Origin of the sequence: Fibrobacter sp. UWT2 (assembly GCF_900142545.1) — a bacterium.
In the GTDB taxonomy this organism is placed as follows: Bacteria; Fibrobacterota; Fibrobacteria; order Fibrobacterales; family Fibrobacteraceae; genus Fibrobacter.
On record NZ_FRBF01000003.1, the window covers coordinates 174,765 to 200,665 of the forward strand.

A 25,901-nucleotide genomic window follows, 5' to 3' on the forward strand; every position below is an offset into this window, starting at 1 on the left:
AATGCACCAAAAAGCAAGGCCGAAATTGGAATGTTCCATCTTGGAATAAGAAATTGTCACTTTTTTTCGCCGATTTACCTAAATGTGTTTATATTAGTTTACAAGATGGATGAAAGGGGTCCAAGCGGTTTTAGGTGTTTGCGCTTGGTGAGAGGCTCGGTGACGGGGTTGGCGTACCGAGCCTCTCCTTTTTTTTATAGTCCCCGCGAAGGCGGGAGTCAGCGTCGAGTGTCTGAAATTCTATTATTGTGCCATGCAGAAAATCGATACATGGTACAAGGCCGAGGGCTATTGCCCTGCCGAAGAATTTGAATTGGCAAGCTACCTGCTTTTTGAAGCCGGCGTGGCAACGCTCGAAGAATTGGACCCTAAGGCAGAAGGCCGCACGGATTTTTGCTTTTATACCGGCGACAAGGCCGAACGGGACCGTATCGTAAACGAATTCCCCCAGTATCATTTTTCCGTTAGTGAAGAACCCGCGAAGGATTGGGACAAGTGGTGGCGTGACCGTGCCCAGCCCGTGTCCGTTTCGCCCCATTTGTGGGTGCGTCCGCCTTGGGTTGAATTTACTCCCGATGACCCGAAAGCCGTGGTGCTTGAACTCGAAGCAAAGACTGCATTCGGCACCGGCGAACACGATACCACCAGCAGCTGTGCCACCCTTATGGAATCGATTGATTTCAACGGCAAGACGGTGCTGGACATCGGTACGGGTACGGGAATCTTGGCCATGTACGCTCGCCGCATGGGCGCCCGCATGGCAGTCGGTACTGAAATCGATCCGCTCACGATTCCTTGCATTGCCGAAAATTTCGAACGCAACGGTTTCAAGGAATGCGATTGCATTCTCGGTTTCTTGGATGCTTTTAAAGATGGTGCCAAGTTCGACGTCATTCTCTGCAACATGATCCGCAGCGAACTTTGGCCGCTCCGTGACGATATCGAAGACTTGCTCGCCGAAGGTGGCGAGTTGATTATCTCGGGCCAGCTTTTGACCGAAAAGGATTATATCCTCAAGTGGTTTGAAGAAGCCGGCTTCAAAGTCAAAGAAGAACGAATTAGCACAGAGTGGTGGAGTGTGCTCGCACACTCCTAACCATATTCCCTTTTATTCCTACTCTTTGTTCTTGACGCAGCGCACCGAGCGTGCGACTGTCTTGGACTTCGCGAACTTCTCGAGGACGGTGTTGGCATTCGAAATGGAGTAGTAGAATGCCGAGCTGTCGCTCACAATCGTGCTCGTCCAGAACTGTGCGCTAGTGCCGAGTCCGGCGAATTTTCCGTCGTAGTAACCGGCCGGAATCGCCGTGAATCCGAATTCATTTTTAGGATAGGCGATTTCTTTCCACAAACGGGTTGCCTTCAGCAGGGTGCCGATTTTCGCCGTGTTGTTCACGGCCTTTTCGAGGTTGTCCCAATCGGTTCTTGTAGAGACATGCCAGCCGCTGGGGCATACGCCTTGTTCGGTTCCGCCCAAGGTAGCGGCATTCCAGGTGTAGAGCCTGCCGTAAGTGGTGCAGTTGGAATCGGTGCTGTCGTAACAGACAGAGCCTTTTTTCAGAAGACTGGTGGTGTCGATGTAGTTCATGTTGTCGGCCATCCAAGTGTCTTCACCGATTTTCGTCGTTCTGTAGACCTTGTCGTCGCGAGTGTCGGTATAGGTGCCGAAATCCGTGAATTCAATAGGAGTGGCGCCTTCGTCTCGGATGCAACGTACCGGGAGGTATTTGCGTTTGGCAATGTCGGATGACCTCATGGAGGTGCCGCTGGAGAACATGTAGGCCCCGCCCGTGGAGGAGTCGTTTTCGGCAGTCCATAAACCGGTGTAAGAATAGTCTTCGAATCCGCAGGCGATGTAGTAACCCAAGGGGTACAGGTTGAAACCTGTGGCGGGTTCAAAATTGTTGATGCTGCGCCATCCGCTGACAGACGAAATGTCTGCAACATTTTTGCCGATGTTTTCGTAAAGGTGTTCGAATTCATTCTTGCTGGGAATGTGCCATCCGCTGGGGCAGAGTCCCTGGGGCTTTTCGGGCACTTCTACTTTTTCCATCATGTTACCGCTGGGGACATCCAATGCGGCATTCCAACGATAGTAGCAGCTGTAAACGGAATCAACAATACCGGAGGTGCATTTGCTACCGACACCTTTATCGGCGTATCCGCCTTCAGTGACGTAGACTAGGTTTTCGGCCATCCATACCTGGTCCACGATTTGCGTGGTCTTGTAGACCTTGTTATCGCGCAGGTCGGTCAACGTGTTCGCGACGCTGTCGTAGACGCTTCCTGCCTTGGGAGCGGGTGTAGCGCCTTCATCGATGTCGTAGTTTTTAACGCAGCGGACAAAGTTCTTTTGTTCCTTAAAGGTGCCGCCGCCACCTCCGGCACCACCTTTTGAGAAACAGATTTCTCTGGCGTAGTTTTCCGAAAAACTGGGACCGTCTTCTTCGGCGAACCAATAGCAAGATTCCGTGTGTCCCACAGAACCGTAAGTCACATAGACTCCGGCGTAAGAAACGTAGCCGCCGTAAACGGCAGAAAAACCGAAGGCGTCCGTTGCGGTGGAATCTTCGGGCCAAGCGCCGTTTCTGTTGGATTTGAGCGCGGCTCCAATATCGGTGTAACCTTGCTTCTTTACGTAATTGACGAGGATGTTCCAGTCGTGAACTTGCGGCAAATGCCAGCCGTCGGGACAGATTCCTTTGTAGTTAAAGACGTCTGTTGTACTGCAATATGTGTTGAATGGCCTTGAAAGGTCCACGGCTTCGCCCCAGGTGTACAGCTTTCCGCAGTTATAGCGGGACTCGGAGCTTTCCTCGGTTTTCAGGTCAAGGTTTTGCGCCATCCATGTTTGAATGCCGATTTTTACGGTCTTGTAGACGCTTCCGTCTCGCGGATCCTTAAGTTCGCCGTATTCGATGTCGGGGTTCAAATAGTCGTCTTGAGTGCGTTTTTGAGAGCTTTCGCTGCCAGAAGACGAATTGCTGTCGCTGGTAGACGAAGAGCTTGTGTCGTCTGTGCTGCCAGACGAACCGTTCGAATTGGAACCAGATGAATTGTCCGATTTGCCGCTTGACGAGGATCCATCCTTGTCGTTCGATTTAGAATAGCTCGAAGACGAATCCTGCGAATCGTCATCATTGGGGCCTGTGGTTCCGCTCTTTCCGCTACAGCCGGCGAGAACGGCGGCGCAAACACAGGTGTATAAAAAAGCTTTTCCCTTGATGTTCATAGAACCCCCATATAAAGCGTTACGTAAAACTTAGTATTATTTTCCGCGGCGCATGGAACTGAACTGTACCGGAGAATTGTTTCGTTTCTCGTTGCGGTTGTTTTGCTCGCGATTTCCGCGGTTGTCCTTGTTGGAATGGAAGTCGCGGCCCTTGTTGCCGTTAAACTTGCGGTCGCTATGGAAACTCTTGCGCTCTTCGCGCCTGTCATTGCGCGGTTCGCCAAACTGTGCTGCGCGGCGTTCCTTGCGGGCAGAATTTTCCCAGCGGCCCTTGTCGCCGGATTTCTGTGGCACGATAGTGACAACGCGCTGCTCGCGTTTCTGCTGTTCGCGCTGGCGGTAGTCCTCGTTTTCTTCGCGCTCCTTGCTCGGGAAGAATTCCTTGCCTTCGGCCTTCGCGCTGCGGCTAAGGAGCAGTCGGCCAATCTTGCCGAGTTTCAGGCGTTCAAGCGTCGCGCGAATCTGCGGGCGATTTTCTGGAATGTACCAGAAGAAGAACTGACGCTGGCTGCGCTTCTGTTCCGGTGTCTTTGCCACGTAAAGTGGCTTGCCATCCGGTGTCATTTCGCTGTAGAACATCTCGGTCGCAATCGTCATCGGTGTCGGCGTAAAGTCCTGCACCTGTTCCAGCTGGAATCCGAGCTGTTTTGTCTCGAGTGCAAGTTCCGCCATGTCGGCCTCGGTGCATCCGGGGTGGCTACTGATAAAGTAAGGAATAATCTGCTGGCGCTTTCCGATGCGTTTGCATTCGTCGTCAAAGAATTCCTTGAACTTGTGGAACAGCGTAAAGCTCGGCTTGCGCATCAGCTTAAGGACTGCATCGCTCGTATGTTCCGGGGCCACCTTCAGGCGCCCGCTCACATGATAGTCGATGAGTTCGCGAGCGTATTCCTCGTGGTCGCGGATTAGTTCCTTGTCGTCGGTTTCTTGCAACAGCATGTCGTAACGCACGCCGCTTCCGATGAACAGGTGCTTCACCTTCGGGTGGTTGCGCACTTCGCGGTAAAGCTCCAAAAGCTCATGATGGTGCGTGTCCATGTTGTCGCAGACTTTCGGAGTCAGGCAACTGGGGCGTGCGCATTTTTGGCAACGGCTCGGATCACGGCCACGCATGTTGTACATGTTGGCGCTCGGGCCTCCCAAATCGGTGATGGTGCCGGCAAAGCCGTCCATCTTGGTAATCAAATCCACTTCGCGCAGAATGCTTTCGCGGCTACGGCTCGCGATGAACTTGCCCTGGTGTGCGTTGATGGCGCAGAAACTGCAGCCGCCAAAACAGCCGCGGTGCGTGTTGATGCTGAACTTGATCATGTCAAACGCAGGCACGTTGCCGCGCTTTCTGTAACGCGGGTGCGGTTCGCGGGCGTAGGGGTATTCAAAGCTTTCGTCGAGCTCGCCGTATTCCAGCGGCGGGTATGCCGGGTTAATCACCACGGTCTGTTCCGCGACATCCTGCAGAATGCGGCGCTGGAACCACTTGTTACATTCAATGTCCACCTTGCGGCAGTTGTCAATTTGATTGCGCTTGTTGGCGAGGCATTCCTCGTAACTATACAGGCGCAAGTCTTCCCACTGCTTGGTCGTGGGAATTTGTCCCTTGGGCGCAAGGTAAGCGGTCTGCGGAATCGAATGCAGGCTGGAGAAGGGTACGCCCTTCTTCAAGAGTCGCACGATTTCTTTCAGCGGCTTTTCGCCCATACCGTACACGAGAATGTCGGCTTGTGTATCAAACAGAATGCTCGGCTTAAGTCTGTCGCTCCAGTAATCGTAATGCGTCACGCGGCGCAGGCTTGATTCAAGCCCGCCAATCAGCAGCGGAACATCGGGGTAGAGCTTCTTTAAAATCTTGGCGTACGTGTAAGTTGCGTAATCGGGGCGGAATCCGGCCTTGTTTCCCGGCGTAAAAGCATCGTCGCTACGCAGGCGTTTGGCGGCGGTGTAATGGTTCACCATGGAATCCATGCCGCTCGAAATCGCAAAGAACATGCGGGGCTTGCCGAGCTTTTTGAAATCACGCAAGTCGTCGCGCCAGTTCGGCTGCGGTAAAATTGCCACGCGTAGGCCTTCGTGCTCGAAAAGGCGACCGACCACGGCGTGCCCAAAGCAGGGGTGATCCACGTAGGCGTCCGCGCTAATGATAATCACATCGACATAGTCCCAGCCGAGTTCGTCCAGGTCTTCTTTGCAGATGGGTAAAAAGCGCGGATCGTACATAGAGTGAAAGATAGTAAATTTCTAAATTTCCTCCCATGAAACCTTTAAGCAATCGTACTGAACATTTTACGGAATCGGTCATTCGTCACATGACGCGCATCGCGAACGCTTGCGGTGCAATCAACTTGTCGCAGGGTTTCCCGGATTTTGACCCGCCCAAGGCCTTGCAAGACCGCCTGGCCGAAGTCGCCCATACAGGCCCGCATCAGTACGCGCTTACGATTGGCGCCCAGAATTTCCGCGAGGCGCTTTCCAAAAAGCAGGAACGTTTCAGCGGCTTGCGTTACGACCCGCAAACCGAAATGGTCATCACCTGCGGCAGTACCGAAGCCATGATGGTTTCGATGATGTCGATTTGCAATCCGGGCGACAAGGTGGTCATCTTCTCGCCATTCTACGAGAACTATACCGCCGATACGATTTTGAGCGGAGCAAGCCCGATTTACGTGCCGCTTGACCCGCACGATTTCACCTTCGATGCCAACGTCCTCGAAGATGCCATGAAGCAGCCGGGCGTCAAGGCGCTCGTACTTTGCAATCCGTCGAATCCGAGCGGAAAAGTCTTTACCCGCGAAGAACTGCAGATTATTGCAGACCTCGCCATCAAATATGATTTGTATGTAATCACCGACGAAGTCTACGAACATATCGTCTTCGCGCCGCATCATCATACGTATCTGGCAACGCTCCCGGGAATGCGCGAACGCACCATCGAATGTTCCAGCCTTTCCAAGAGCTATTCCATTACGGGCTGGCGCTTGGGCTATGTGCTCGCTGCCGAACCCATCATGAACTGCATCAAGAAAATTCACGACTTCACGGTGGTGGGTGCCGCCTCGCCGCTGCAAGAAACTGCACTTACCGCGCTCAACTTCGGTGACGATTACTATCAGGAACTCCAAGCGCATTACACGCACATGAAGGAAATCTTCACCGGCGGCCTGCACAATTTAGGCTTCAAGTTCACCGAGCCGCAGGGCACGTACTTCGTGATGATGGATATCAGCGAATTCGGCTACAAGTCCGATGACCAGTTCTGTATCGACCTTGCGCAAAAAGTGGGTGTCGCCGCAGTGCCGGGTTCCAGTTTCTTCCGCGAACCGGTGAATCACCTGATTCGCTTCCACTTCGCCAAGAAAGACGAAACCCTCTACGACGCACTTAATCGCTTAGAGTGCCTCAGAAAGAAAATGAAATAGTAGACAGTAGGAAGTAGGCAGTAGACAGTATTTGTTGCAATTCTCATTGCTCAAAGCGAAGCGACCTCATACCTCGTTCTTCTCTGCATCCCGCTTCGAGTAAACACACCCGCAGTAATTCTGCCTATATAAATTGTATTCGGCGGAAAGCTGAATGGAACGCTTGTACCCGCCCTTCTTCTTGAAGTCGCTGGGCAGGCGGCGGATGCCGTAAATATCGCACTGCTCCTGCACCACCTCGTTCAGCACCTGTGCATTTTTCATGGGACTGATCGTGAGCGTGGTGGTAAAGTATTCGCAGTTCAGTTCCTTCGCAAGTCTTGCCGATTCAGCGAGGCGCAGCTCGAAACACTTGCGGCAACGAGCGCCGCCTTCGGGCTCGTTTTCAAGCCCGCGAACGGTGTCGTAGAATTTTTTCGGGTCGTATTCGCCTTCAATCAGCGTGACCGGATGCTTCGTCTTGAATTCTGCCACAAACCGCTTGATTTCTTCGACGCGGTGGCGGTATTCTTCGTCCGGCGCGATATTCGGATTATAGTAGAAAAGCGTAATCTTAAAATACTGCGATAGGTATTCAATGGTGTAGCTGCTACAGGGTGCACAGCAGGCATGCAACAAGAGCGTCGGCACTTCGCCGGTGCGTTCCAGCCTGCGGATGATATAATCCAAGTCGCGCTGGTAATTATGCTTGGGTGCGTTGGACTGCTGTTCCATGGCCTACTCCCAACTTAAGGTGCCAAAAGCGGTAATCCAGTAGCAAATGGCCGTAATTACGGCGAAAGTCCCCATCACGGTGCGTTCCTTATGGGCGGTGCTAAAGAGAACCGTCGCGGTATAGAACGTCAGGTAAAGCGCAAAGAAGAAGGCGAGAATTCGCGTTACCATGAATGGGATAATCTCGGGTAGAACATGTCCCGCCGAAAGTAACACGAAAAGGGCGACGAACTGCATCGTGGTCGGCACAATGAATGCCTTGCGGACTTCGGGCGGAATCACCTTGTAGCGGGCATTCATGGCGTATGCGCCGAGCGGGGCGCCCAAGGCGAGCGCGATATTCAAGGCGATAGAGGGCAAAAAAGCGACTGCCCCGATGATTGTAGCGATAATCATTGTTAAAAAAATAGAATTTAAGTGAGGAAGGGGATCCCCGCGTTCGCGGGGAAGACAATAAAAAAGAGGACGGCCCTGGGTAAAGGAGGTAACCTAGGGCCGTCAGGGAGTGTTTGGGTACCCATAAAATAGATATTCCAACTTGGAATAAGCCTAAAAATCGTATAAATCGCGTATACCCGAGTAAACATCCTGTATCCACCTAAAACAGGGGCAAAATTGGCTTATTTTTTGAATTTTGGACCATTTTTACTATATTCCTCATTATGCTGGACCTCTATAACATTGTGGCGGAACTGTGTTCTGATATCGTAAACTCCTGCTCGGAGAAATTCTTTGTCGAATACAGCTGTGTTTCCCCAGCCGAAAAAGCCCGTATCACAAAAATTGTCCAGATAGGAATTCCCGTATTGTTTCTGGAATCCGGCGAAGGGGTGTGCGTCCGCGAGCTTTCCTCCGAAAATTTGACCACCGAATTTCTTGAAAACTTGAAATCGCTCGTCAATCGTTTGAAGGCTGACCGCGATTATTATGCGCTACTCGGATTATTGCAGATTTTGGATCGGTCCATGACTTTGCTATTGAACGAAGCCATAGCGGAGTTTGAACAGGAATCTTTTTCAATTGTATTGAACACTAACCGCGAAACGGTGGGGGTGGGTATTTTGCCGCGTTGCTCCTGCGTGTGGGAGCGCAAACACCGCCTGGTGCACCGCTACAACAACCTCGAAAGTTTCCTCTACAATATATTGCTCATCGAAAACTCGGTGCTTGGGGAACTCATTGATGAACATTTCTTTTTGAAAAAGGAACTGTTTCCCCGATTCAAGGAACGCAATGCCGTAAAGATTGCAGCTACCCCCTTAAGGCGTGAACGCAATTTTAAAGTCCAGCTCACCGACAAGGACAAGGTGCAGTATTTCAACATCGAATACGAAAATCCTTCCTTCGACTCGGATAACGAACTCATCTGGAAAAAGATATGGACTGCCGCCGAAAACGAAAGTGATATTGTGGTGTTTCCGGAACTTCTCGGAAATTCCAAGATGGTGGATTTCGTGGCCGGCAAAATCAAGTCCCTTTCTCCGGCCGACGCCGATAAGATTCCGTCCCTGATTATTCTGCCCTCTTACTGGGACAAGAATCGCAACGTGGTGACGGTCATGGACAAGTTCGGCAACGTGATTTGCAAGCAGAACAAGCAGAACCCTTTCCGCAAGGTGTTCGGCGGTGTCGGGTATCTGGAACAAATCAATTCAAACCTTGTCGTCAATATCCTGCATTTTGAAGGTGTCGGTCGAATTGCGATTATGGTTTGTAGGGACTTCCTTGAAACGGAATACATGCAGCAACTGATGCGCTGTTTCAAGCTGACGCTCATTATTGTACCGTCGTTCTCTACGGGATCTTACGATTTCCGCCGTTCCTTTGACTTGTGCGCTCACGAAGACTGCAACGTGGTGTGGATCAATTCCTGCGCTGCCTTGATCAAGGGTAAGGAAGCCAACTTCCAGGACATCGGTTACGTGCGCAAGCGAATTTCCCGCAACGAAGATGAAGCCCAGATGCTTTATAAAATGCCGATTTGCAAAGGGGCCTTCGACGGCGAATGTGCCCATGACTGCATTTATTACGAGACTATACAAGGGGTGTGATCATGGAATTTGAATCGATTGAAAAAATCCACCAGGGCAAGTTCATTACTCGATACGATATTCATTACAGAACGGTCAGCGGCAAGGCCAAGACCTACGAAATGATCAGCCGCAATCCCGATATTACGGGGCTCAAGGATATGCTCGAAAAGAAGCCCCATGCCGTAGTGATGATTATGCACGATTGCACCGGTCAAAAGCTCCTGCTTTGCAAGGAATACCGCATGGCCGTGGGTGAAAGCATCTACAATTTCCCGGCCGGCCTCATTGACCCCGGTGAATCTTACGAAGAAGCCGCTGCCCGCGAACTCCGCGAAGAGACCGGCCTTACGCTTATGCGCATAGACGAAGTGTGGAAGCCGAGCTATTCTGCTGTAGGTTTCTCTAACGAGCGAAATGTGGTCGTGTTAGGCGTGGCCGGTGGTGAAATCCGCCCCAGCGATTCCGAAGTTGAAGAAATTCAGGCGCAGTGGTTCGACAAGAAGCAAATCCGCGAAATCTTGAAAGACGAACGCCTCTCCGCCCGCACCCAAACTTATTGCGCCATGTGGAGCCGCACTTAAGTCCCCCGCCCTACGTCACCCTGAACTTGTTTCAGGGTCAGCTTTCCAACCTCGCTGTCATCCTGAACTTGTTTCAGGATTGTTTCAGGATTGTTTCAGGATCGTTTCAGGGTCAGCTTTTATCCGAAGAACCTAGAAACATACCTTCCCCCTGATCGCCGCATGCAGCGGGTGTAGCGCCTCGTCGCGTGTTCGCCTAAAAGTCACCGCCATTGACAGCTGCAAAAAATCATTGCCGACCTCGGCGCTGCTTCGTAACTGCAGTTCCCTCGAAGGCTTCCCTTTAGGAACCGTCACTGCGATACTCGTCTTATTAAAAGCATCAACCCCATAAGTGACCCCCGCCTCGTAACGAGGCGGGCCGAAGCCTTCGTCTCGAGTATGCCTTGCGCGGACTTTCCCGGAGAAAATGAGCTGCTTGCGATCAATGCTCCAGGAAGATTGCGCATTTAGAGCCAAGTCCTTTTGTCGGCAATGGTCTTCGGCTTGCAGGCATGTAACGCTGGTGGCGCTCCTTAAAACGTTTGGCCCCCATTCGGCGGTCGCTTTAAAGCGGGTCTTGCTGGAGTCGCCTTCAAGCGGAATGAGCGTTCGGGCGTTTACGGTGAGTTTGCTTTTCCAAGGGTCAAATGTGGCGACGCCGATTGTCTGGCTGCCCCAAAAACGGCTCTTGACAATAGTGGCTGCCAGATGAGCCTCTTGAGGTAAGGTCTCCCCGTGGACATAAGCGTCCGTCTTCCAAGTCAGCGAGGCAAATTCCATTTTTTCTTTGTGCTGCAGCTGCAATTTCATTAGAGGTAGGTCTCCCTTGTTTTCGGGAATCCACCAGGCTGCAAAACTTCCCCAACGGCCTTTCGCCTGCGACGAAAAGGAACGGTGCTCGACGCTGTCGGTCGGGTGTGTATGATTCCAGTAAGCCAGCTGCAAGTCTAAATCTTTGTTCGGCGAAAAATTCATGGATAGTCGCGTTGTCATCGCCGTATCCAGAAGCGCTCCCGCCTTGAATGCCCCTAAGGGGTAAAGTAAGACGGTGCCCCATAAGGTGTCTGTAGGAATCGTGCTGTGGATTTCTTTAGTGGAAACCTGCCCGAAGTGAGCCTCGCTGCCTTTGTTCCTGTAAGTCAACAGGGACTGCGAACCTAGCCGCAGCGAATAGCGGTAAAAGTTGATGCGGATTTCAGCACGTTGGCTTTCAAGATGCCCCAGGGAATCTGTGCGGCCTCGCCATTCTGCGAATCCATGCGGAACGATGCTCGGCCGCTCGCTTTTTCGGACTTGCCTTTTTGTGGAAGGCTTCTTTGTTTGCTGCTTCTTTGGCTGGGGCGTTTCGTCGGTGGTGCAATTTTCTAGGGCGTACACCTCGGCCAGAATGCAGGCCTCTTGGGTATTGCCTTCTTCCAATAGGTCTAAAATTTCACGGGCCTCGTCGCTGTCAATGATTCCGTCGTCCCACCATTCAAAAACCTGAGCCTCGTTAAGGGTGGCGGCGTTGACCGCCAAAGCGAAGGCGGTTAAATAGAGCGTTAGTGCGAAAAACTTCATTTTTCAGGGGAGCCTCTATACTATATACGCCGTTTTGCACAAACCGGTTCATTTTTGCACCCTGAAAAGTTCTATTTTTGTTTTTATGGCAAATAACTGGTCTAAAAAGCCCTTCTCGAAAGGCCCCTCGAGGCAGCCTTCCCGCAACGCCTCTGCTGCTGGTCGCGACTTTGTGCCGCACCTCAAGGCTCCCCGCACCGACTTTCCGCTGTTCAACGGAAAGCGTGTGACTCCGTCTTTGGCGGGCCTCGACAAGTTGCTGCATTACTATGGCGTGGAACTCCAGCCCGAAACGCTCAAGCAGATTTGGGAATTCCACCAGTTGCTCCGTGCGAACAACGATGACCAGGATTTGACCCGCCTGAACGCTTTTGAAACGATGGTGGAACGTCATTACGCAGACTGCACGCTCATCAATGCGTACGTGCCCAAGTGGCCTGCCCGCATGATTGACGTGGGTAGCGGCGCCGGATTTCCGGGCATTCCCCTCAAGATTGTGAACCCCTCCATTCGCCTCACCTTATGCGAGCCCCGTCCGAATCGTATCAATTTCTTGAATATGGTTATCGAGAAAATGGGCCTCAAGGGGATCGACGTGTTCGGTCACAAGGTTACTAGCCGCAGCATGACCATCCCGGTAGACGGAGTCATTAGCCGCGCTTTTGAATTGATGGAAAAGACGCTCCCGCGTATCGCCAATTCCCTGAAAGTGGGCGGCCGCGTATTCTTTATGAAGGGGCCCGCCGTAGCCGACGAACTCAAGACCTTCCATCCCGAAGATTTTGGCTACAAGTTCGTGGGCCAGCACTTCTATACGATTCCCAACAGCACGCAGGAACGCGCCCTGATTATTTTGGAACGCGTGGAGTAGCCGCCTCTTTTGCAGTGTTTGCAGAAGTGTCTGCGGGGCATTTGGGAAGTTCCTTTGCCCAATAGCTCGTGTCGATGACAATGACTTTTTGCGTCGTCAGGTTGACAGAACCGGTGATTGACGTATGATAAACTGAATCGATTCTGGGATCGTCAGTTTCGAGTTTGCGTAGCATTTCGGGCGTTTCGCTCCCGGTCAAGAATGGTCTGCAACCTCTGCGGATGTGCTTTTCGAAAATCAGGATGGAATTTCCATCGCGGTTGGTGGTGAGGGGCATCAGGTAATCGCGCTTTTCCCAGATCAGGTAGTTGTCGGGACAGTGGCCGACGACTTCGGCGACAATTTCTTTGACGGTTTCTTTTTCGCTTTCGTTATCTTCGATGATCACGTAGGCGACAAAACCTCCTATGACGAATCCGACCAATCCCCAGAAGGCGTAGAACCATATGTTTGTCAGGGTTTGCTTGATAGCCGCGATGATGAATTTCATTGGTAGAACTCCTGTTTTTATTGATTTATCGACATTTTGAAGAAAATTGTCAAATCCTCGTGTTGATAAAAAATCAACACAAAGTGCCTTTTGGGGCGGTTTTTGGCCTGTTTTTGGGGCTAATTTTATAGTGGTTGGAAATTTTTAGGAGCTCTTATGAAGACGCTGGGCTTAGTGTTTGGTACTTTGGCGTGTGCGGCGACGGTGTTTGCACCTGTGGCTTTCGCTGCCGAAAATCCCCTAAAATTGTGGTACAATAGCGATGCGGGTACCTCGTTTACCGACGCTTTGCCCATTGGCAACGGCTATATGGGCGGTATTGTTTATGGGGGTGTCGCAAAAGACATTATCGGCCTGAACGAAAGTACCGTGTGGTCGGGTGGCCCGGGCGACAACAACAAGCAGGGGGCGGCGAGCCACTTGAAAGATGCCCGCGATGCCATGTTCCGTGGCGACTACCGCACGGCAGAATCCATCGTTTCTAATTATATGATTGGCCCGGGCCCGGCGAGCTTTCAGCCGGTGGGCGACCTGGTGATTACCACGTCGCATTCGGGCGCTACCAATTACCGCCGCGAACTGGACCTCAAGACGGCTATCGCCAAGACCACGTATACGGCGGGCGGCGTCAACTACACCCGCGAATATTTTGCAAGCTACCCGGACCATGTGATTGTGGTGCGCCTCACGGCCGACAAGAACGGCTCGGTGAGTTTTGGTGCCACCATGACGACTCCGCACCGCAGCAACAGCATGTCGAACAGCGGCAACACGCTCGTTTACGACGTGACGGTGAATTCCATCAAGTTCCAGAATCGCCTGAACGTGGTGGCTGACGGCGGCACGGTTTCGGTCGCGAACGGCAAAATCAACGTGCAGGGCGCAAATTCTGCAATGCTCGTACTCACCACGGCCACGAACTTCAAGTCTTATAACGATGTCTCGGGCAACCCGGGCTCCATCGCCACCGAAATCATGTCCAAGGTGGCCAAAAAGTCTTACGACGACTTGCTCTCCGCGCACCTCAAGGATTACCAGACTATTTTCAATCGCGTGTCGCTGAACCTGGGCGAACCCGACAAGAGCGCAGGCGACATTACCAGCACTCGCGTCAAGAATTTCAATTCCACGAACGACCCTTCTCTGGTGGAATTGCACTATCAATTCGGCCGTTACTTGCTGATTTCTAGCTCGCGCAAGGGTGGCCAGCCCGCCAACTTGCAGGGCATTTGGAACAAGGATACGAACCCGGTTTGGGGCAGTAAGTACACCACGAACATTAACCTCGAAATGAACTACTGGCCGGTAGAGACGGCGAACCTCGGCGAATGCGTGTGGCCGCTCATTGACAAAATCAAGAGCATGGTGCCGCAGGGCGAAAAGACTGCCAAGGTGCACTGGGGCGTAGACGAAGGCTGGGTGGAACACCACAATACCGACCTCTGGAACCGTACCGCTCCGATCGATGGCGCGTGGGGCTTGTGGCCTACGGGCGCAGGCTGGCTAAGCACGCACTTGTGGGAACATTACCTGTTCAACCCGACCGACAAGGCCTACTTGCAAGACGTTTATTCGACCATGAAGGGGGCGGCGCTCTTCTTTGTGAATAGCCTTATCGAAGAGCCCGAAACCGGCAACAAGTACTTGGTCACGGCGCCGAGCGATTCTCCGGAAAACGATCACGGCGGCTACAATGTCTGCTTTGGCCCGACCATGGACAACCAGATTATTCGCGACGTGCTGAATTACACCATCGAGGCTTCCAAGATTCTGGGCGTCGACGAAGATGCCCGCGCCAAGATGGAAGCGGTGGTAAAACGCTTGCCGCCTACAAAGACGGGTAAGTACGGCCAGATTACGGAATGGCTGCAGGATTGGGATGACCCGAACAACAAGAACCGCCATATTTCGCACTTGTACGGCCTTTTCCCGAGCGCACAGATTACGCCCGAAGAAACTCCCGACTTGATCAAGGGCGCAGGCGTTACGCTCAAGCAGCGCGGCGACGATGCGACCGGATGGTCCTTGGCTTGGAAGATCAATTTCTGGGCGCGTATGCACGATGGCGATCACGCTTACACGATGATTCGCATGCTGCTTACGCCGAACAAGACTTACAATAATTTGTTTGATTCCCATCCGCCGTTCCAGATTGACGGTAACTTCGGTGCGGTCTCGGGCGTGAACGAAATGCTCATGCAGAGCCACAACGGCCGAATCAACTTGCTGCCGGCACTGCCTTCGCAGTGGAAAGACGGTAGCATCAAGGGCATTCGCGCCCGCGGCGGTTTTGAAATCGATTCCATGGCCTGGAAGGGAGGCAAGCTCACTTATGTGGCCATCAAGTCCGATGTGGGCCAGACGCTCAACCTGGTGAATGGCTCTAACAAGTTTACGACCACCACGGTTCCGGGCAAGGTTTATGAATTCGATGGCAATCTCAAGCTCACGAACCAGCCGTTCGAGCCGGTGGTCATTCCGGGCAAGATCCAGGCCGAAAGCTACATCTCCATGGACGGCGTGCAGATAGAGCCCGACACCGATGGCGAGCCGAATCTCGGCTGGATTAACGACGGCGATTACAGCGAATACCTGGTAAAGGTTCCGGCTGCAGGTGCTTACAAGCTTACCGCCCGCGTGGCCTCTGGTGCCGAAGAAAAGTCGACCATTGCGGTGACCGATTCTACGGGCAAGGCGCTTGCGACGCTTACGGTGGACCCTGCAAAGACTGAAGGTTGGAACGACTGGTACGAAACTTCGACCGCGATCGATTTGCCCAAGGGCGAACAGAAGCTCAAGTTCACTTATAACGGAAGCGACACGTACCTGATGAATGTCGACTGGTTCAGCTTCGATAGCGATCCGACGGCGATTCCGACGGCGGTTCGTGTAGCAAATTCGCTCAGTGTTCATGCGGTGTCGATGGCCCGCGCCTCGGTGGCCCTGATGGTAAGTGCCGACGGCGACTTTGAGGCCCGCCTGTACTCGGCAAATGGCAATTTGGTGGCAAAACGGCAGGGTAGCGGTAATTCTTTGGTGGAATTCGGCAAAAATGGCCGCCTGCTGCAAGGGACTTACATTGCGGTTGTCAAGAGCGGTAACCTGCAAAAAACGCTCAAAATCAAGGCATATTGATAACTTGTCCACGCGAAATGCCCTTTCGCGTGGAATTTTGGCCTTTTTTGGGGCTAATTTTAGATGGGTGAGTAAAGAAAATCGCTCCTGTGGGGGCGTAAAGGGATGAAATATGATGTTTGCGAAGAGTATTAAGGCGGCTGTTGCCTTGGTTGGTTTCGGGCTCTGCACGCAGGCCATGGCCGAAAACCCGCTTATCCAGACATATTATTCTCCGGACCCGGCGCCTGTCGTGTTCGGCGATACGCTTTGCACCTATTCCGGCAACGACGAGGGCGGTAGCTTTTTTACGATGCACGGCTGGCGCGTATCGTGCACCACGGATATGGTGAACTGGACCGACATGAACACCCTCATTCTGGAAGCGGGTGACTTCAACGGTTCTGCCAAGAAAAACGGCGACTGGGCTTCTCAATGCATTCGCCGCAATGACAAGTACTATTATTACGTGACCGTGGAATCCACCCGCGGCGGCCGCGCCATTAACGTGGGTGTGTCCGACAAGAAGGAAGGCCCCTTCAAGGATGCCCTGAACGGCAAACATTTGGCGGGCCCCAACTGGGACTACATCGACCCCACCGTATTTATTGACGACGATGGCCAGGCATGGCTTTACTGGGGTAACCCCAAGCTTTATTACTGCCCCCTCAAGGAGAACATGATTGAATGCGCAAGCGAAATCAAGGTCTCCGACATGAGCACCTTTAACGGCAAGTATACCGAAGGCCCATGGATTCACAAGCGCGGAAAAAAATATTACATGATTTACGCCGCCGGTGGCATTCCCGAATCCATTGACTATTCCTGGAGTGATTCCCCGACGGGTCCCTGGACCTACAAGGGCGTCATTATGCCGAAAAGCGAACCGGGTGCCGCGTTCACCGTTCACTCCGGCATTGTCGACTTCAAGGGCCGCAGCTTCTTCTTCTATCACAACCAGAAGAACGTGAAGGGTGGCGGCTACAGCCGTTCTACCGCAATTGAAGAATTCACCTGGAATGCCGACGGTACCATTCCCACTATCCGCGCTACCAACAATGGCGTCGTGAAGCCCATCAAGAACCTTGACCCGTTCGTGCGCGTGGAAGCCGAGACCAAGTCTTGGGTTGGTGGCATGACTGTCAATACGTCGGGCGGCTACACCATCATCGAACATGTGAAGGCTCAAAACGGTGCGGTTTACCTGACCAATATGGGTAACAGCTTCTACACCAAGGTGCGCTCTGTTGACATGGGCGACGGTGCCGACCGCATTATCGTTTGCACTAGGGGCAACGGCGGTAAGCTTGAACTCCATGCCGGCTCCGAAAACGGTGCGCTCCTTGCTACAATGAATATTCCGTCTAGTTCTGCCTGGCAAGAAAATTCGTTCGACTTGACTGATGCCGCAGGCGTCGATGACTTGTTCTTCGTGGTAAAGCAGGGCGGGTTCGATTTTGACTACTGGTACATGGAAAGCGAAAAGACCGCTGTGCCGCAGACTCCTTACAAGGAAGTGGCTGCAAAGATTCCGGGCAAGATCGAAGCCGAAAACTACGACGTGGGCGGCCACAATAAGGCCTTCTACGACAACGACCGCGAAAACCAGGGCAAGGCCTACCGCGAAGACGAAGTCGATGTGGTTGACATTAGTGATTCCAAGTGCGGCGACGCCGCCTGTGCGGGCTATGCTATCGGTTACACGAACGATGGCGAATGGGTGGAGTACACCATCAATGTCACGGCGGATGCCAAGTACGACATTACGGCGAATGTGGCGACCGCCTTCGAAACTTCTGCAATGCAGCTGTTCATTGACGACAAGGAAATTACCGAATCGGTGGTGGCTCCGAAGGTCGACAGCGTATGGACTACGTACAAGGAAGTGGAAATCGGTTCCGCAGAGCTCAAGAAGGGCGAACATGTGCTCAAGCTCTTGATTACCGGCGGTTACTTGAATGTTGACTGGATTCAGTTTACCGATCCGAACGACACCACGACTTCTATTGCGAAGAACGTAAAGCTTGCCCCGCAGACAGCGTCTTACAACGTGTTCGGCACCACCGGCAAGTTCCTCGGTCGCGTAGAATCCGGTGCGAACATGGCTGCAACCCTTAAGAATGCTGGGTTCGCAAGCGGTATGTACATCTTGCGTGCCGTGGGCCTGAACAAGACCCTCCGCGTGCAAGTCCGCTAGAACGTCATTCCGAACTAGGTTCGGAATCAGCTTTGCTCCGAAATAGGCGTTGACAACTTGTCAACGAGAACTCCCTAAAAGGGAGTTCTTTTTTGTTGTATAAAAGATATTTTTCTTATTGGTGTGAATGATTAAGTGAGGTTTCTTATGAAAAACTTCTTGGTTTCGTTTGCTGTTACGTGCGCAGCCCTTTGCGCTACGTTGGCTTCCACTACAAATGCTCAGCCCAACGATGAATGGAACGGCAAACCGCGTGTGTTTGCGGTGAATGCGCTTACGCCGCACGTCACGTCTATGCCGTACTCTACGGTCGAAGAGGCCGTGAAGGGTGACCGCCACGCTTCTGAGTGGTACCAGACACTTTCGGGTAAGTGGAAATTTTTCCATGTTGAAAAGCCTGCCCAGCGCAATAACGATTTCTACAAAGACAACTACGATGTGTCCGGCTGGAACGAAATTCCGGTGCCGTCATCTTGGCAGCTGTTTGGTTACGACCACCCGATTTACACCAACGTGGTTTACCCGTGGGCGCAGACCCATAACGTGTCTGCACCTGCAGCCCCTACCAACTTTAACCCGGTGGGCCATTACCGCCGTAACTTCACCATTCCCGAAAAGTGGAGCGGCAAACGCATTCGCCTGCACTTTGAAGGTGTGGAATCTGCCTACTACGTTTGGGTGAACGGCAACTACGTAGGCTACGCCGAAGACACCTTTACGGACCATGAATTCGATATCAACAAGTACTTGCGCAAAGGCGAAAACAACGTCTCTGTTCAGGTGTTCCGCTGGTGCGATGGTTCTTGGCTCGAAGACCAGGACTTCATTCGTCTCGCCGGTATTTTCCGCGATGTGTACCTGTATGCAGTCCCTGAAGTGCATATTCAGGATTTCCAGATCGATGCGACGCTCACGAACAACTATACCGATGGCTTGCTGAAGACGACAGCCTGGATTTACAATTCTACGGGCTCGGCTTCCAGCGAATTCACTGTGGAACTTTCCCTGTACAACGACAAAGGTACCGAAGTGATTTCCCCGTCGGCACAGAAGGTTTCTGGCATTGGTTCGAAGGGTGAAAAGAGCGTGCACTTTGAACTCCCGATTACAAAGCCGGACCGCTGGTCTGCCGAAACGCCGAACCTTTATACGGCGGTGCTTGCCATTAAAGATGCTAGCGGCAAGGTGATTCAGGTCGAAAGCAACAAGATCGGTTTCCGCAAGATTGAAATCAAGAAGGACAACGGTGCTCCGCGCCTGTACGTGAACGGCATGCCGGTGAAATTCCATGGTGTTGACCGCCATGAACTCGACCCGGATAACGGCCGCGCGGTTACATACGATCGCATGGAAAAAGACGTGATTCTCATGAAGCGCTTTAACATTAACGCGCTGCGTATGTCGCACTATCCGAATAACCCCTACATGTACGATCTTTGCGACAAGTACGGTATTTATGTGATTGACGAAGCAAACGTCGAAAGCCATGGTGCAAACGGCAGCTTGCCCAAGAATAGCGACGACTGGCGTGCCCCCGCTGTGGACCGTATGAATTCCATGGTGCAGCGAGACAAGAACCACCCCTGCATTATTCTGTGGTCTTTGGGTAACGAAGCCGGTAACGGTAACGTATTTGCCTCTGAACGTGAACGTGCCCACCAGATTGACTCCACCCGCTTTGTGCATTACGAAGGCGACTGGAATAACGCCGATGTGAACAGCTGGATGTACTATGGCCCCGACGCCGTGCGTAACTATAAAGACGCCAACAAGCCGATTATGCTTTGCGAATACGAACACGCCATGGGTAACTCTGTGGGCGACTTGCAGGAATACATGGATGCCTTCTACGGCAACCCGCGCAGCTTCGGTGGCTTTATTTGGGACTTCATTGACCAGGGCCTGCGCCATAAGGGTACGCCGTACTTTGAATTCGGCGGCATGTGGGGCGACTGGCAGAACGATGACAACTTCTGCGCCAACGGCCTCGTGTTCCCCGATCGCGCCTTGCAGCCCGAAATTTGGGAAGTCAAGTATCAGTACGCTCAGGTCCGCGTCAAGAACGTTGACGCCGCCAAGGGCAAGATTCAGATTGAAAGCCGCTACCTCTATAAGAACCTGGGAGATTTCCTCGATGGCTACTGGTCTATCAAGGAAAACGGCAAGGTCATCAAGGAGGGCAAACTGAGCGGTTCGCAGATGAACGTTGGCCCGAACGAAAAGAAAGAAATCACGATTGACATGCCGAAAATCGAAACCACAGTTGGTGCCGAGTACTTCTTGGATCTCGATTTCCGCCTCAAGAACGATGAACTCTGGGCTAAGGCCGGCTATAGCATTGCCCACGAACAGTTCGGCATTGATTTGGGCCAGCTCTGGTCTACTGAAATCGATATCAGCACCTTGCCGACTTACAAGGTGAACAAGGCGAACGGCCTCGAAATCGAGGGCAAAGATTTCAAGATTCGCTTCGACGAAAAGAACGGTACGCTTGCAAGCTATGTTCTCGGTAACGATACCATTATCAAGAACGGCGGTATTCCGAACTTCTGGCGCGCTCCGATTGACAACGACAAGGGCTTCAATATGGAAAAGGGTCATGGCGAATGGCGTAAGGCAAGCCTGAAGCGCAACGTGACCTCCGAAGTCAAGGAAGTTTCTCAGCAAGAAACCCAGGTGACCTTCAACTTCACGTTCCCCGACGTGGGCAGCACCAAGATGAAGATGACTTACTACGTGTACGGTAGCGGCGATATCGTGGTGAGCTACACGCTCAATCCCGATGGCTCCAAGAGCTACTTGCCGAACGTGGGTACAATCTTTACCGTGCCGGGCGGCTACGAAAAGGTCCGCTGGTTTGGTCGCGGCCCCGACGAAAACTACATTGGCCGTAACCGCGGAAGCTTCATGGGTCTCTATTCTACGCTCGCCGATTCTATGACAATCAAGTACATGGAAATCGGCGAAACCGGCCAGCGCACCGACGTCAAGTGGGCAACGCTCACCAACAACGACGGCAAGGGCCTGATGATTGTGGGTAACCCGCGCATGGAATTCAGCGCCCAGCATTACACTCCGGAACAGCTTTCCAACGTAAAGCTCCCGTGGGAACTCAAGCGTGACAAGGACATTACGCTCCGCGTAGACTTGCACCAGATGGGCGTTGGCGGTATCAATTCCTGGGGTGCCCAGCCGCTCGATGCGTACCTGCTCAAGGCTAACCGCGAATATTCTCACACCTTCCGCCTGGCTCCGATTCGCCAAAAGCTGAACGACCCGACCGAATACTCCTTGCTTGGCTTCAGGAACTTTGGCTGGAACAAGGAAATCGCCCCGGCTAAGTACGGCGAAACAGAAATCAAGAAGATTTACGAAAACCAGCCGGACAAGGATATTACCGAAGAAGCCAATGAGGAAACCGAAGGTCGGACCCCGATTCTGCCGGGTAGCGTAAAAATGGCAAATAATGCAGTCCGCGACTACAGTGTGTTTGACATGCAGGGCCGACTTGTTGCTAAATTTACGACAGTTGGTATCGAAGATTTGCAGGCCAAGACAACGGCCGCGGTCAAGCGCTCAGGTACTTACTTGGTGAAAACTAAGACGGGTACGGCTTATCGCATCAACGTAAAGTAATTGTCATCCCGGACTTGATCCGGGACCCCGAAACTCCACACCCCATGCAATGAACGCCCCGGAAATTTTCCGGGGCGTTTCCTTATAATAAACAAAAACAAAATGTGGTTGACCTTTTGGAGTTCTCAGAATGCATTGGAACTTATAGTAGTGCCGAGTTGAGTCGACAAGCAAAAGCTTGTCGTCGAAACGAAGGGCGACCAAAGAGTGGTAAACCTTTTGGAGCTTTCGTATGTCTTTGGTAGCGTATATAAAAGAAGTTCCTGCCGAGGCGGGAACTTCTTTGGTTTGGTTGGTTTTTAGGAGGTATTCTTAGGAGTACTAAGATTCGTTTGTGAGAGAGAACTTACTTCACGAAGCTTGCCGGGAGCGTGAACTGCTTCAGGAACGGCCAGCCGATGCTTGCGTCACCGTAGTCGTGGCCACCGCCCTGCTTGGTGCAGAGAACAACCTTCGTGCCGTCCTGGCAGTTGGAGTATTCGTCGCAACCATTGGCGTTCTTGGTCGGAGCCCCGGTACAGCCGTTCTTTTCAGCCCAGAACTTGAAGGTGCCTTCGGCGCCGAGGAAGTTCAAACCGTCATTGAAACCACTGTCGCCACCTTGGTAACGGCAGACCGGGTCGTTTGTGCCGCGGAAGTTGATGACAGAGATCGGACGAGACATCTTGCACTGTGCACTGTTGGTCTTGTTCAAGTCCATAGCTGCCGGAGCGACTGCTGCAAAGACATCGGACATCATACAGGCCACGTGGTTGCTCATGCCGCCACCCATCGAGAAACCGGTTGCGTAGATGCGCTGCGGGTCGATACAGGCGATTTCTTTGAGTTTGTCGATCATTGCGTAAGAGAACTTGACGTCGTCGTCGTTGGAGCAGCAGGGGCCGACGTTCCAGCCGTTACCCATTCCACCCGGTTTGCTGGTGCCGTCCGGGTAAAGCGTGATTACGCCTTCGGGGTCAGTCTTGGCCTTGTACGGAGAACTTCCGAATTCGCCATTGCCGGAACCGCCAATCGGGTGGTAGTCAATAACGAGCGGTACGGGCTTGTCGCCCTTGTAGGCACTCGGAATGTGCATAATAAAGGTGCGCTGCTTGCCATCGACGGTCACGGACATGTTTTGCTTATCTCCGACCTTTGCAGTCTTGCCGGAGCAATCAACTACGATAGGTCCGTCGTTGCCGGCACTGCTGGAAGATTTCGGCGGTTCGACCTGTTGAGAGCTAGAAGATTTCGGCGGTTCAATAGCTTCAGAGCTGGAAGAAGCGTCGGCAGAGGGCCTTACCATTTCGATGGTCACGCCGGTCTCGGTTTCGCTCTGCATCTGGTAGACAAAATTGGCGTAGCCGTCAAGCGCGAATTGGAGCATCGGCAACAAGTCGCCTTCTTTCTTGAGAGCCTTGACGGCGCCCTTGTCGGTCACCATAAAGGTGCTGTTGCGGTTGTCTGCGTTGACGCGGATAATCTTTGCGCCTTTTGCAAGCTTGCCCAAGTCAAGGGAGACGATTCCCTGGATGTTTTCAATGTTGCTTCTCTTGAGGACTTTGCCCAAGGGGTTGATTACGGACACGGTGAGGGAACGTGCGTCCGCATTGTAAACGGTGAGCGTGTTGCCTTCCATGTGGAGGGCGATATTTGCGGTGTAGGCGTTGGCGACAATGCCGGTGTTGCCATCGCTGCTGAGGTGGAACGTGCCGTCTTCGGCGCTCACGGTTTCAAATCCGCCGAAGTTAAAAGTGTTGACCTTTACACCAGATAGCAAACGGCCAGAAACTTTGGATTTGACCACGCCGTCAATGCTCCAGGCGAATGCCTGGCTGCTGAACAAGCCGAACAGTGCCAGGCTAGCGATACTTGCGAATTTGGGGTTACGCATAAATACTCCTTTTTTATGATACCCTTTTGTTTTCACTCCATAATAAATTTACACATTTATTGCTAAAATGTAATATATTTTGCGTAAAGTTTGCGAAACCACGAATAAATCTTACACATTTCCGTGTAAAAAGCGTTTTAAAACGACTTTGTTTTTCAATGTTTACCTGCCCTTGGACGTTTTGTCAATGGAACTGTTTGCCCAAGGGGGGCTTTCGGGCCTTTTTCGCGGTAGATTTATCATTGGTTGGTACACATTAAAAAGGATGTTGTTTCATGAAGAAGACAATTCTCTCTACGATTGCCTTGGCTGCATCGTTTGCAACCATGGCTCAGGCGGCTCCGCTTGCAGAAGGTGGCGCCAAATTCCTGGGTAACATTACTACCCGCGGCCAAGTTCGAAGCGATTTTGGTACCTACTGGAACCAGATTACCGCCGAAAACGAATGTAAGTGGGCCTCTATCGAAGGAACCCGCGGCCGTTACAATTGGTCCGGTTGCGATGCCTGTTACAACTGGGCAAAAAAGAATAACGGACATTTCAAGTTCCACGCCTTGGTTTGGGGCTCTCAGTACCCGAACTGGCTCAATGGCCTTAGCACCGACGAAACCAAGAAGGCGATTACCGCTTGGTTTGATGCGGTGGCCGAACATTACCCCGACCTCGAAATGATCGACGTGGTGAACGAAGCTATCAAGTCTGGTGGCAAGTACCACTCCAACTATGGCTCTCAGGGCAACAATAACATCATCGCTGCTCTCGGTGGTGACAACGGCAACTATGAATTTGTCGCCGAAGCGTTCAGAATGGCTCGCAAACGTTGGCCGAACGCAATCCTTATCTATAACGACTATAACACCGTCCAATGGCAGAAGAATGAAGGTATCGACCTCATTCAGAAATTGAAAAAGGCCGGTGCTCCGGTGGATGCCTATGGCTTGCAGGCTCACGACATGCAGGTTTCTGGCGGTCAGGCCGGTGGCCAGGGTGGTGGCGGTTCCTGCTTGAACATCAATACGCTCAAGAGCACTATTGAAGAAATTTGGAACAAGACTCAGATTCCGCTGTTCATCTCTGAATACGATATCGCTAGTAACGACGATAACGACCAGAAGAACTGCTACTCTCAGCAGATCTCCTACTTCATGGAAAATGAACACATCGCCGGTATTACCATTTGGGGTTATATCTACGGTGCAACTTGGACCTCCGGCGGTAACTCCGGTATCATCAGGGATGGTAAGGACCGTCCGGCCATGACTTGGCTGAAGGATTACCTCTCCAAGAACAAGGGTGCAAATACCACTGGTCTTGCCACTGGCGAAGTGACCCCGGTTGAACCTGAACCGCAGACTCCGTTCAAGGGTGAACCTCTCGCCGTTCCGGGCAAGATTGAAGTCGAAGACTTCGACATTCCGGGTAAGGGCAAGAACGAAGACGGTACGAGCAACGCTTCTTACGCTGACGATGGTGAAAATCATGGCGACAGCGACTACCGCGATGGTACCGGTGCCGACCTTTACAAGAAGGCTACTGGCATCGCTCTCGGTTACAACAACACTGGCGACTGGTATGAATACACGATCAACGTTGCCGAAGCTGGCGACTACACCGCAGTGGCTTCTGTCGCTACCGAAGGCGAAGGCGCATTCACGCTCTCTATCGACGGCAAGGTTGTTGCTGAATTCGAAGTCACTGGTACTAGCTATGACAGCTTCTCTGACGTAAGCAAGAAGGTGACTCTCACTGCTGGCAAACATATCCTCCGCTTGGATGTGACTAAGGAATACTTCGACATCGACTACATCAACTTCGTGAAGGGTGATGCTGGCGATCCGATGATCGTGCAGCAGAATGTCAAGCTTGACAACAATGCTCGTCAGGACTACCACGTGTTCGACCAGAACGGTGTCCATATGGGTGTGCTCACGGCCTACGGTTTCGATGCCGCCAAGGAAATCCTCCAGTCCTCTAGCGCTGTGAAGAGCTCCGGCATCTACTACCTGCGCAGCCGCACCACTGGCCAGATGCAGTCTGTAAGAGTGACGAGATAATTAGAGTACTCAATACACCAAACAACGGGCCCCGAAGCGAATGCTTCGGGACTTGTTGTTTATGAGCCCGCTCGCGCCCAATCATATAAGTACGTCCCCCGAGCGCACGCTCTCGCCACCGCCCCAGCTTAACGCTTGGGGCTTTATGGCT

General features: G+C 52.4%; 16 protein-coding genes. 9 read left to right on the top strand and 7 right to left on the bottom strand.

The window, feature by feature from the left end:
* Positions 1-253: 253 nt before the first annotated feature.
* On the top strand, positions 254-1,096 hold the full coding sequence (locus BUA40_RS03020; RefSeq protein WP_072798187.1) for a 50S ribosomal protein L11 methyltransferase: 843 nt from the start codon (positions 254-256) through the stop codon (positions 1,094-1,096).
* A gap of 18 nt (positions 1,097-1,114) precedes the next feature.
* On the opposite strand, the gene BUA40_RS03025 is transcribed toward BUA40_RS03020, so the two are convergent.
* Together BUA40_RS03025 and BUA40_RS03030 are read right to left on the bottom strand one after the other, a co-directional pair.
* Positions 1,115-3,232: an FISUMP domain-containing protein gene (locus BUA40_RS03025; RefSeq protein ID WP_072798189.1), complete on the bottom strand. Its 2,118-nt coding sequence runs from the start codon at positions 3,230-3,232 to the stop codon at positions 1,115-1,117.
* A 36-nt stretch (positions 3,233-3,268) separates the two neighbouring features.
* Positions 3,269-5,446, bottom strand: coding sequence for a YgiQ family radical SAM protein (locus BUA40_RS03030; RefSeq protein ID WP_072798191.1), 2,178 nt, complete (start codon positions 5,444-5,446; stop codon positions 3,269-3,271).
* Positions 5,447-5,481: 35 nt separating this feature from the next.
* Between BUA40_RS03030 and BUA40_RS03035 the strand changes: the two genes are divergently transcribed.
* The gene (locus tag BUA40_RS03035; RefSeq protein WP_072798193.1) at positions 5,482-6,645 is read left to right on the top strand and encodes a pyridoxal phosphate-dependent aminotransferase; all 1,164 of its coding nucleotides are present in this window, start codon (positions 5,482-5,484) and stop codon (positions 6,643-6,645) included.
* Between the two features lie 66 nt (positions 6,646-6,711).
* Here BUA40_RS03035 and BUA40_RS03040 read toward each other — a convergent pair whose 3' ends face one another.
* Together BUA40_RS03040 and BUA40_RS03045 are read right to left on the bottom strand one after the other, a co-directional pair.
* Positions 6,712-7,359, bottom strand: a complete 648-nt coding sequence (locus BUA40_RS03040; RefSeq protein ID WP_072798195.1) for an epoxyqueuosine reductase QueH — start codon at positions 7,357-7,359, stop codon at positions 6,712-6,714.
* A gap of 3 nt (positions 7,360-7,362) precedes the next feature.
* Positions 7,363-7,755 (bottom strand): hypothetical protein, encoded by a 393-nt coding sequence (locus BUA40_RS03045; RefSeq protein ID WP_072798197.1) that lies wholly within the window; start codon positions 7,753-7,755, stop codon positions 7,363-7,365.
* Between the two features lie 266 nt (positions 7,756-8,021).
* On the opposite strand from BUA40_RS03045, the gene BUA40_RS03050 reads away from it, so the two are divergent.
* Together BUA40_RS03050 and BUA40_RS03055 are read left to right on the top strand one after the other, a co-directional pair.
* Positions 8,022-9,410, top strand: coding sequence for a carbon-nitrogen hydrolase family protein (locus BUA40_RS03050; protein WP_072798199.1), 1,389 nt, complete (start codon positions 8,022-8,024; stop codon positions 9,408-9,410).
* 2 nt (positions 9,411-9,412) lie between these two features.
* On the top strand, positions 9,413-9,973 hold the full coding sequence (locus BUA40_RS03055; RefSeq protein ID WP_072798201.1) for an NUDIX hydrolase: 561 nt from the start codon (positions 9,413-9,415) through the stop codon (positions 9,971-9,973).
* A 132-nt stretch (positions 9,974-10,105) separates the two neighbouring features.
* Here the strand turns inward: BUA40_RS03055 and BUA40_RS03060 are convergent, their stop codons facing one another.
* Positions 10,106-11,515: a hypothetical protein gene (locus BUA40_RS03060; RefSeq protein WP_072798203.1), complete on the bottom strand. Its 1,410-nt coding sequence runs from the start codon at positions 11,513-11,515 to the stop codon at positions 10,106-10,108.
* An 85-nt stretch (positions 11,516-11,600) separates the two neighbouring features.
* Here BUA40_RS03060 and rsmG point away from each other — a divergent pair, with 85 nt between their 5' ends.
* A complete protein-coding gene (gene rsmG, locus BUA40_RS03065; protein ID WP_255369180.1) occupies positions 11,601-12,386 on the top strand; it encodes a 16S rRNA (guanine(527)-N(7))-methyltransferase RsmG in 786 nt (261 codons plus the stop codon).
* Here the strand turns inward: rsmG and BUA40_RS03070 are convergent.
* Positions 12,364-12,876, bottom strand: a complete 513-nt coding sequence (locus BUA40_RS03070) for a hypothetical protein (protein WP_072798205.1) — start codon at positions 12,874-12,876, stop codon at positions 12,364-12,366. The two genes, rsmG and BUA40_RS03070, sit on opposite strands and share 23 nt — an antisense overlap.
* Before the next feature lie 156 nt (positions 12,877-13,032).
* On the opposite strand from BUA40_RS03070, the gene BUA40_RS03075 reads away from it, so the two are divergent.
* The 3 genes from BUA40_RS03075 to BUA40_RS03085 all read left to right on the top strand — a co-directional run bounded on the left by BUA40_RS03075 (position 13,033) and on the right by BUA40_RS03085 (position 21,823).
* Positions 13,033-16,011 carry a glycosyl hydrolase family 95 catalytic domain-containing protein gene (locus BUA40_RS03075; RefSeq protein WP_083585241.1) on the top strand — a complete coding sequence of 993 codons (2,979 nt, stop codon included), beginning with the start codon at positions 13,033-13,035 and terminating at the stop codon, positions 16,009-16,011.
* 112 nt (positions 16,012-16,123) lie between these two features.
* A complete protein-coding gene (locus BUA40_RS03080; protein ID WP_143149676.1) occupies positions 16,124-18,187 on the top strand; it encodes a family 43 glycosylhydrolase in 2,064 nt (687 codons plus the stop codon).
* A gap of 147 nt (positions 18,188-18,334) precedes the next feature.
* Positions 18,335-21,823, top strand: coding sequence for a beta-galactosidase, LacZ type (locus BUA40_RS03085; RefSeq protein WP_072798207.1), 3,489 nt, complete (start codon positions 18,335-18,337; stop codon positions 21,821-21,823).
* A 346-nt stretch (positions 21,824-22,169) separates the two neighbouring features.
* Here BUA40_RS03085 and BUA40_RS03090 read toward each other — a convergent pair whose 3' ends face one another.
* The gene (locus tag BUA40_RS03090) at positions 22,170-23,696 is read right to left on the bottom strand and encodes a PHB depolymerase family esterase (protein WP_072798209.1); all 1,527 of its coding nucleotides are present in this window, start codon (positions 23,694-23,696) and stop codon (positions 22,170-22,172) included.
* A gap of 275 nt (positions 23,697-23,971) precedes the next feature.
* On the opposite strand from BUA40_RS03090, the gene BUA40_RS03095 reads away from it, so the two are divergent.
* The gene (locus BUA40_RS03095; RefSeq protein ID WP_072798211.1) at positions 23,972-25,750 is read left to right on the top strand and encodes an endo-1,4-beta-xylanase; all 1,779 of its coding nucleotides are present in this window, start codon (positions 23,972-23,974) and stop codon (positions 25,748-25,750) included.
* Positions 25,751-25,901 lie beyond the last annotated feature (151 nt).

Excerpts from the sequence above, each read along its gene's own strand:
- BUA40_RS03020 (WP_072798187.1), top strand. The coding sequence starts at position 254 with ATGCAGAAAATCGATACATGGTACAAGGCCGAGGGCTATTGCCCTGCC.
- BUA40_RS03035 (WP_072798193.1), top strand. The coding sequence starts at position 5,482 with ATGAAACCTTTAAGCAATCGTACTGAACATTTTACGGAATCGGTCATT.
- BUA40_RS03025 (WP_072798189.1), bottom strand. The coding sequence starts at position 3,232 with ATGAACATCAAGGGAAAAGCTTTTTTATACACCTGTGTTTGCGCCGCC.
- BUA40_RS03060 (WP_072798203.1), bottom strand. The coding sequence starts at position 11,515 with ATGAAGTTTTTCGCACTAACGCTCTATTTAACCGCCTTCGCTTTGGCG.
- BUA40_RS03050 (WP_072798199.1), top strand. The coding sequence starts at position 8,022 with ATGCTGGACCTCTATAACATTGTGGCGGAACTGTGTTCTGATATCGTA.
- BUA40_RS03085 (WP_072798207.1), top strand. The coding sequence starts at position 18,335 with ATGAAAAACTTCTTGGTTTCGTTTGCTGTTACGTGCGCAGCCCTTTGC.
- BUA40_RS03090 (WP_072798209.1), bottom strand. The coding sequence starts at position 23,696 with ATGCGTAACCCCAAATTCGCAAGTATCGCTAGCCTGGCACTGTTCGGC.
- BUA40_RS03080 (WP_143149676.1), top strand. The coding sequence starts at position 16,124 with ATGATGTTTGCGAAGAGTATTAAGGCGGCTGTTGCCTTGGTTGGTTTC.
- BUA40_RS03075 (WP_083585241.1), top strand. The coding sequence starts at position 13,033 with ATGAAGACGCTGGGCTTAGTGTTTGGTACTTTGGCGTGTGCGGCGACG.
- rsmG (WP_255369180.1), top strand. The coding sequence starts at position 11,601 with ATGGCAAATAACTGGTCTAAAAAGCCCTTCTCGAAAGGCCCCTCGAGG.
- BUA40_RS03070 (WP_072798205.1), bottom strand. The coding sequence starts at position 12,876 with ATGAAATTCATCATCGCGGCTATCAAGCAAACCCTGACAAACATATGG.
- BUA40_RS03045 (WP_072798197.1), bottom strand. The coding sequence starts at position 7,755 with ATGATTATCGCTACAATCATCGGGGCAGTCGCTTTTTTGCCCTCTATC.
- BUA40_RS03030 (WP_072798191.1), bottom strand. The coding sequence starts at position 5,446 with ATGTACGATCCGCGCTTTTTACCCATCTGCAAAGAAGACCTGGACGAA.
- BUA40_RS03040 (WP_072798195.1), bottom strand. The coding sequence starts at position 7,359 with ATGGAACAGCAGTCCAACGCACCCAAGCATAATTACCAGCGCGACTTG.
- BUA40_RS03055 (WP_072798201.1), top strand. The coding sequence starts at position 9,413 with ATGGAATTTGAATCGATTGAAAAAATCCACCAGGGCAAGTTCATTACT.
- BUA40_RS03095 (WP_072798211.1), top strand. The coding sequence starts at position 23,972 with ATGAAGAAGACAATTCTCTCTACGATTGCCTTGGCTGCATCGTTTGCA.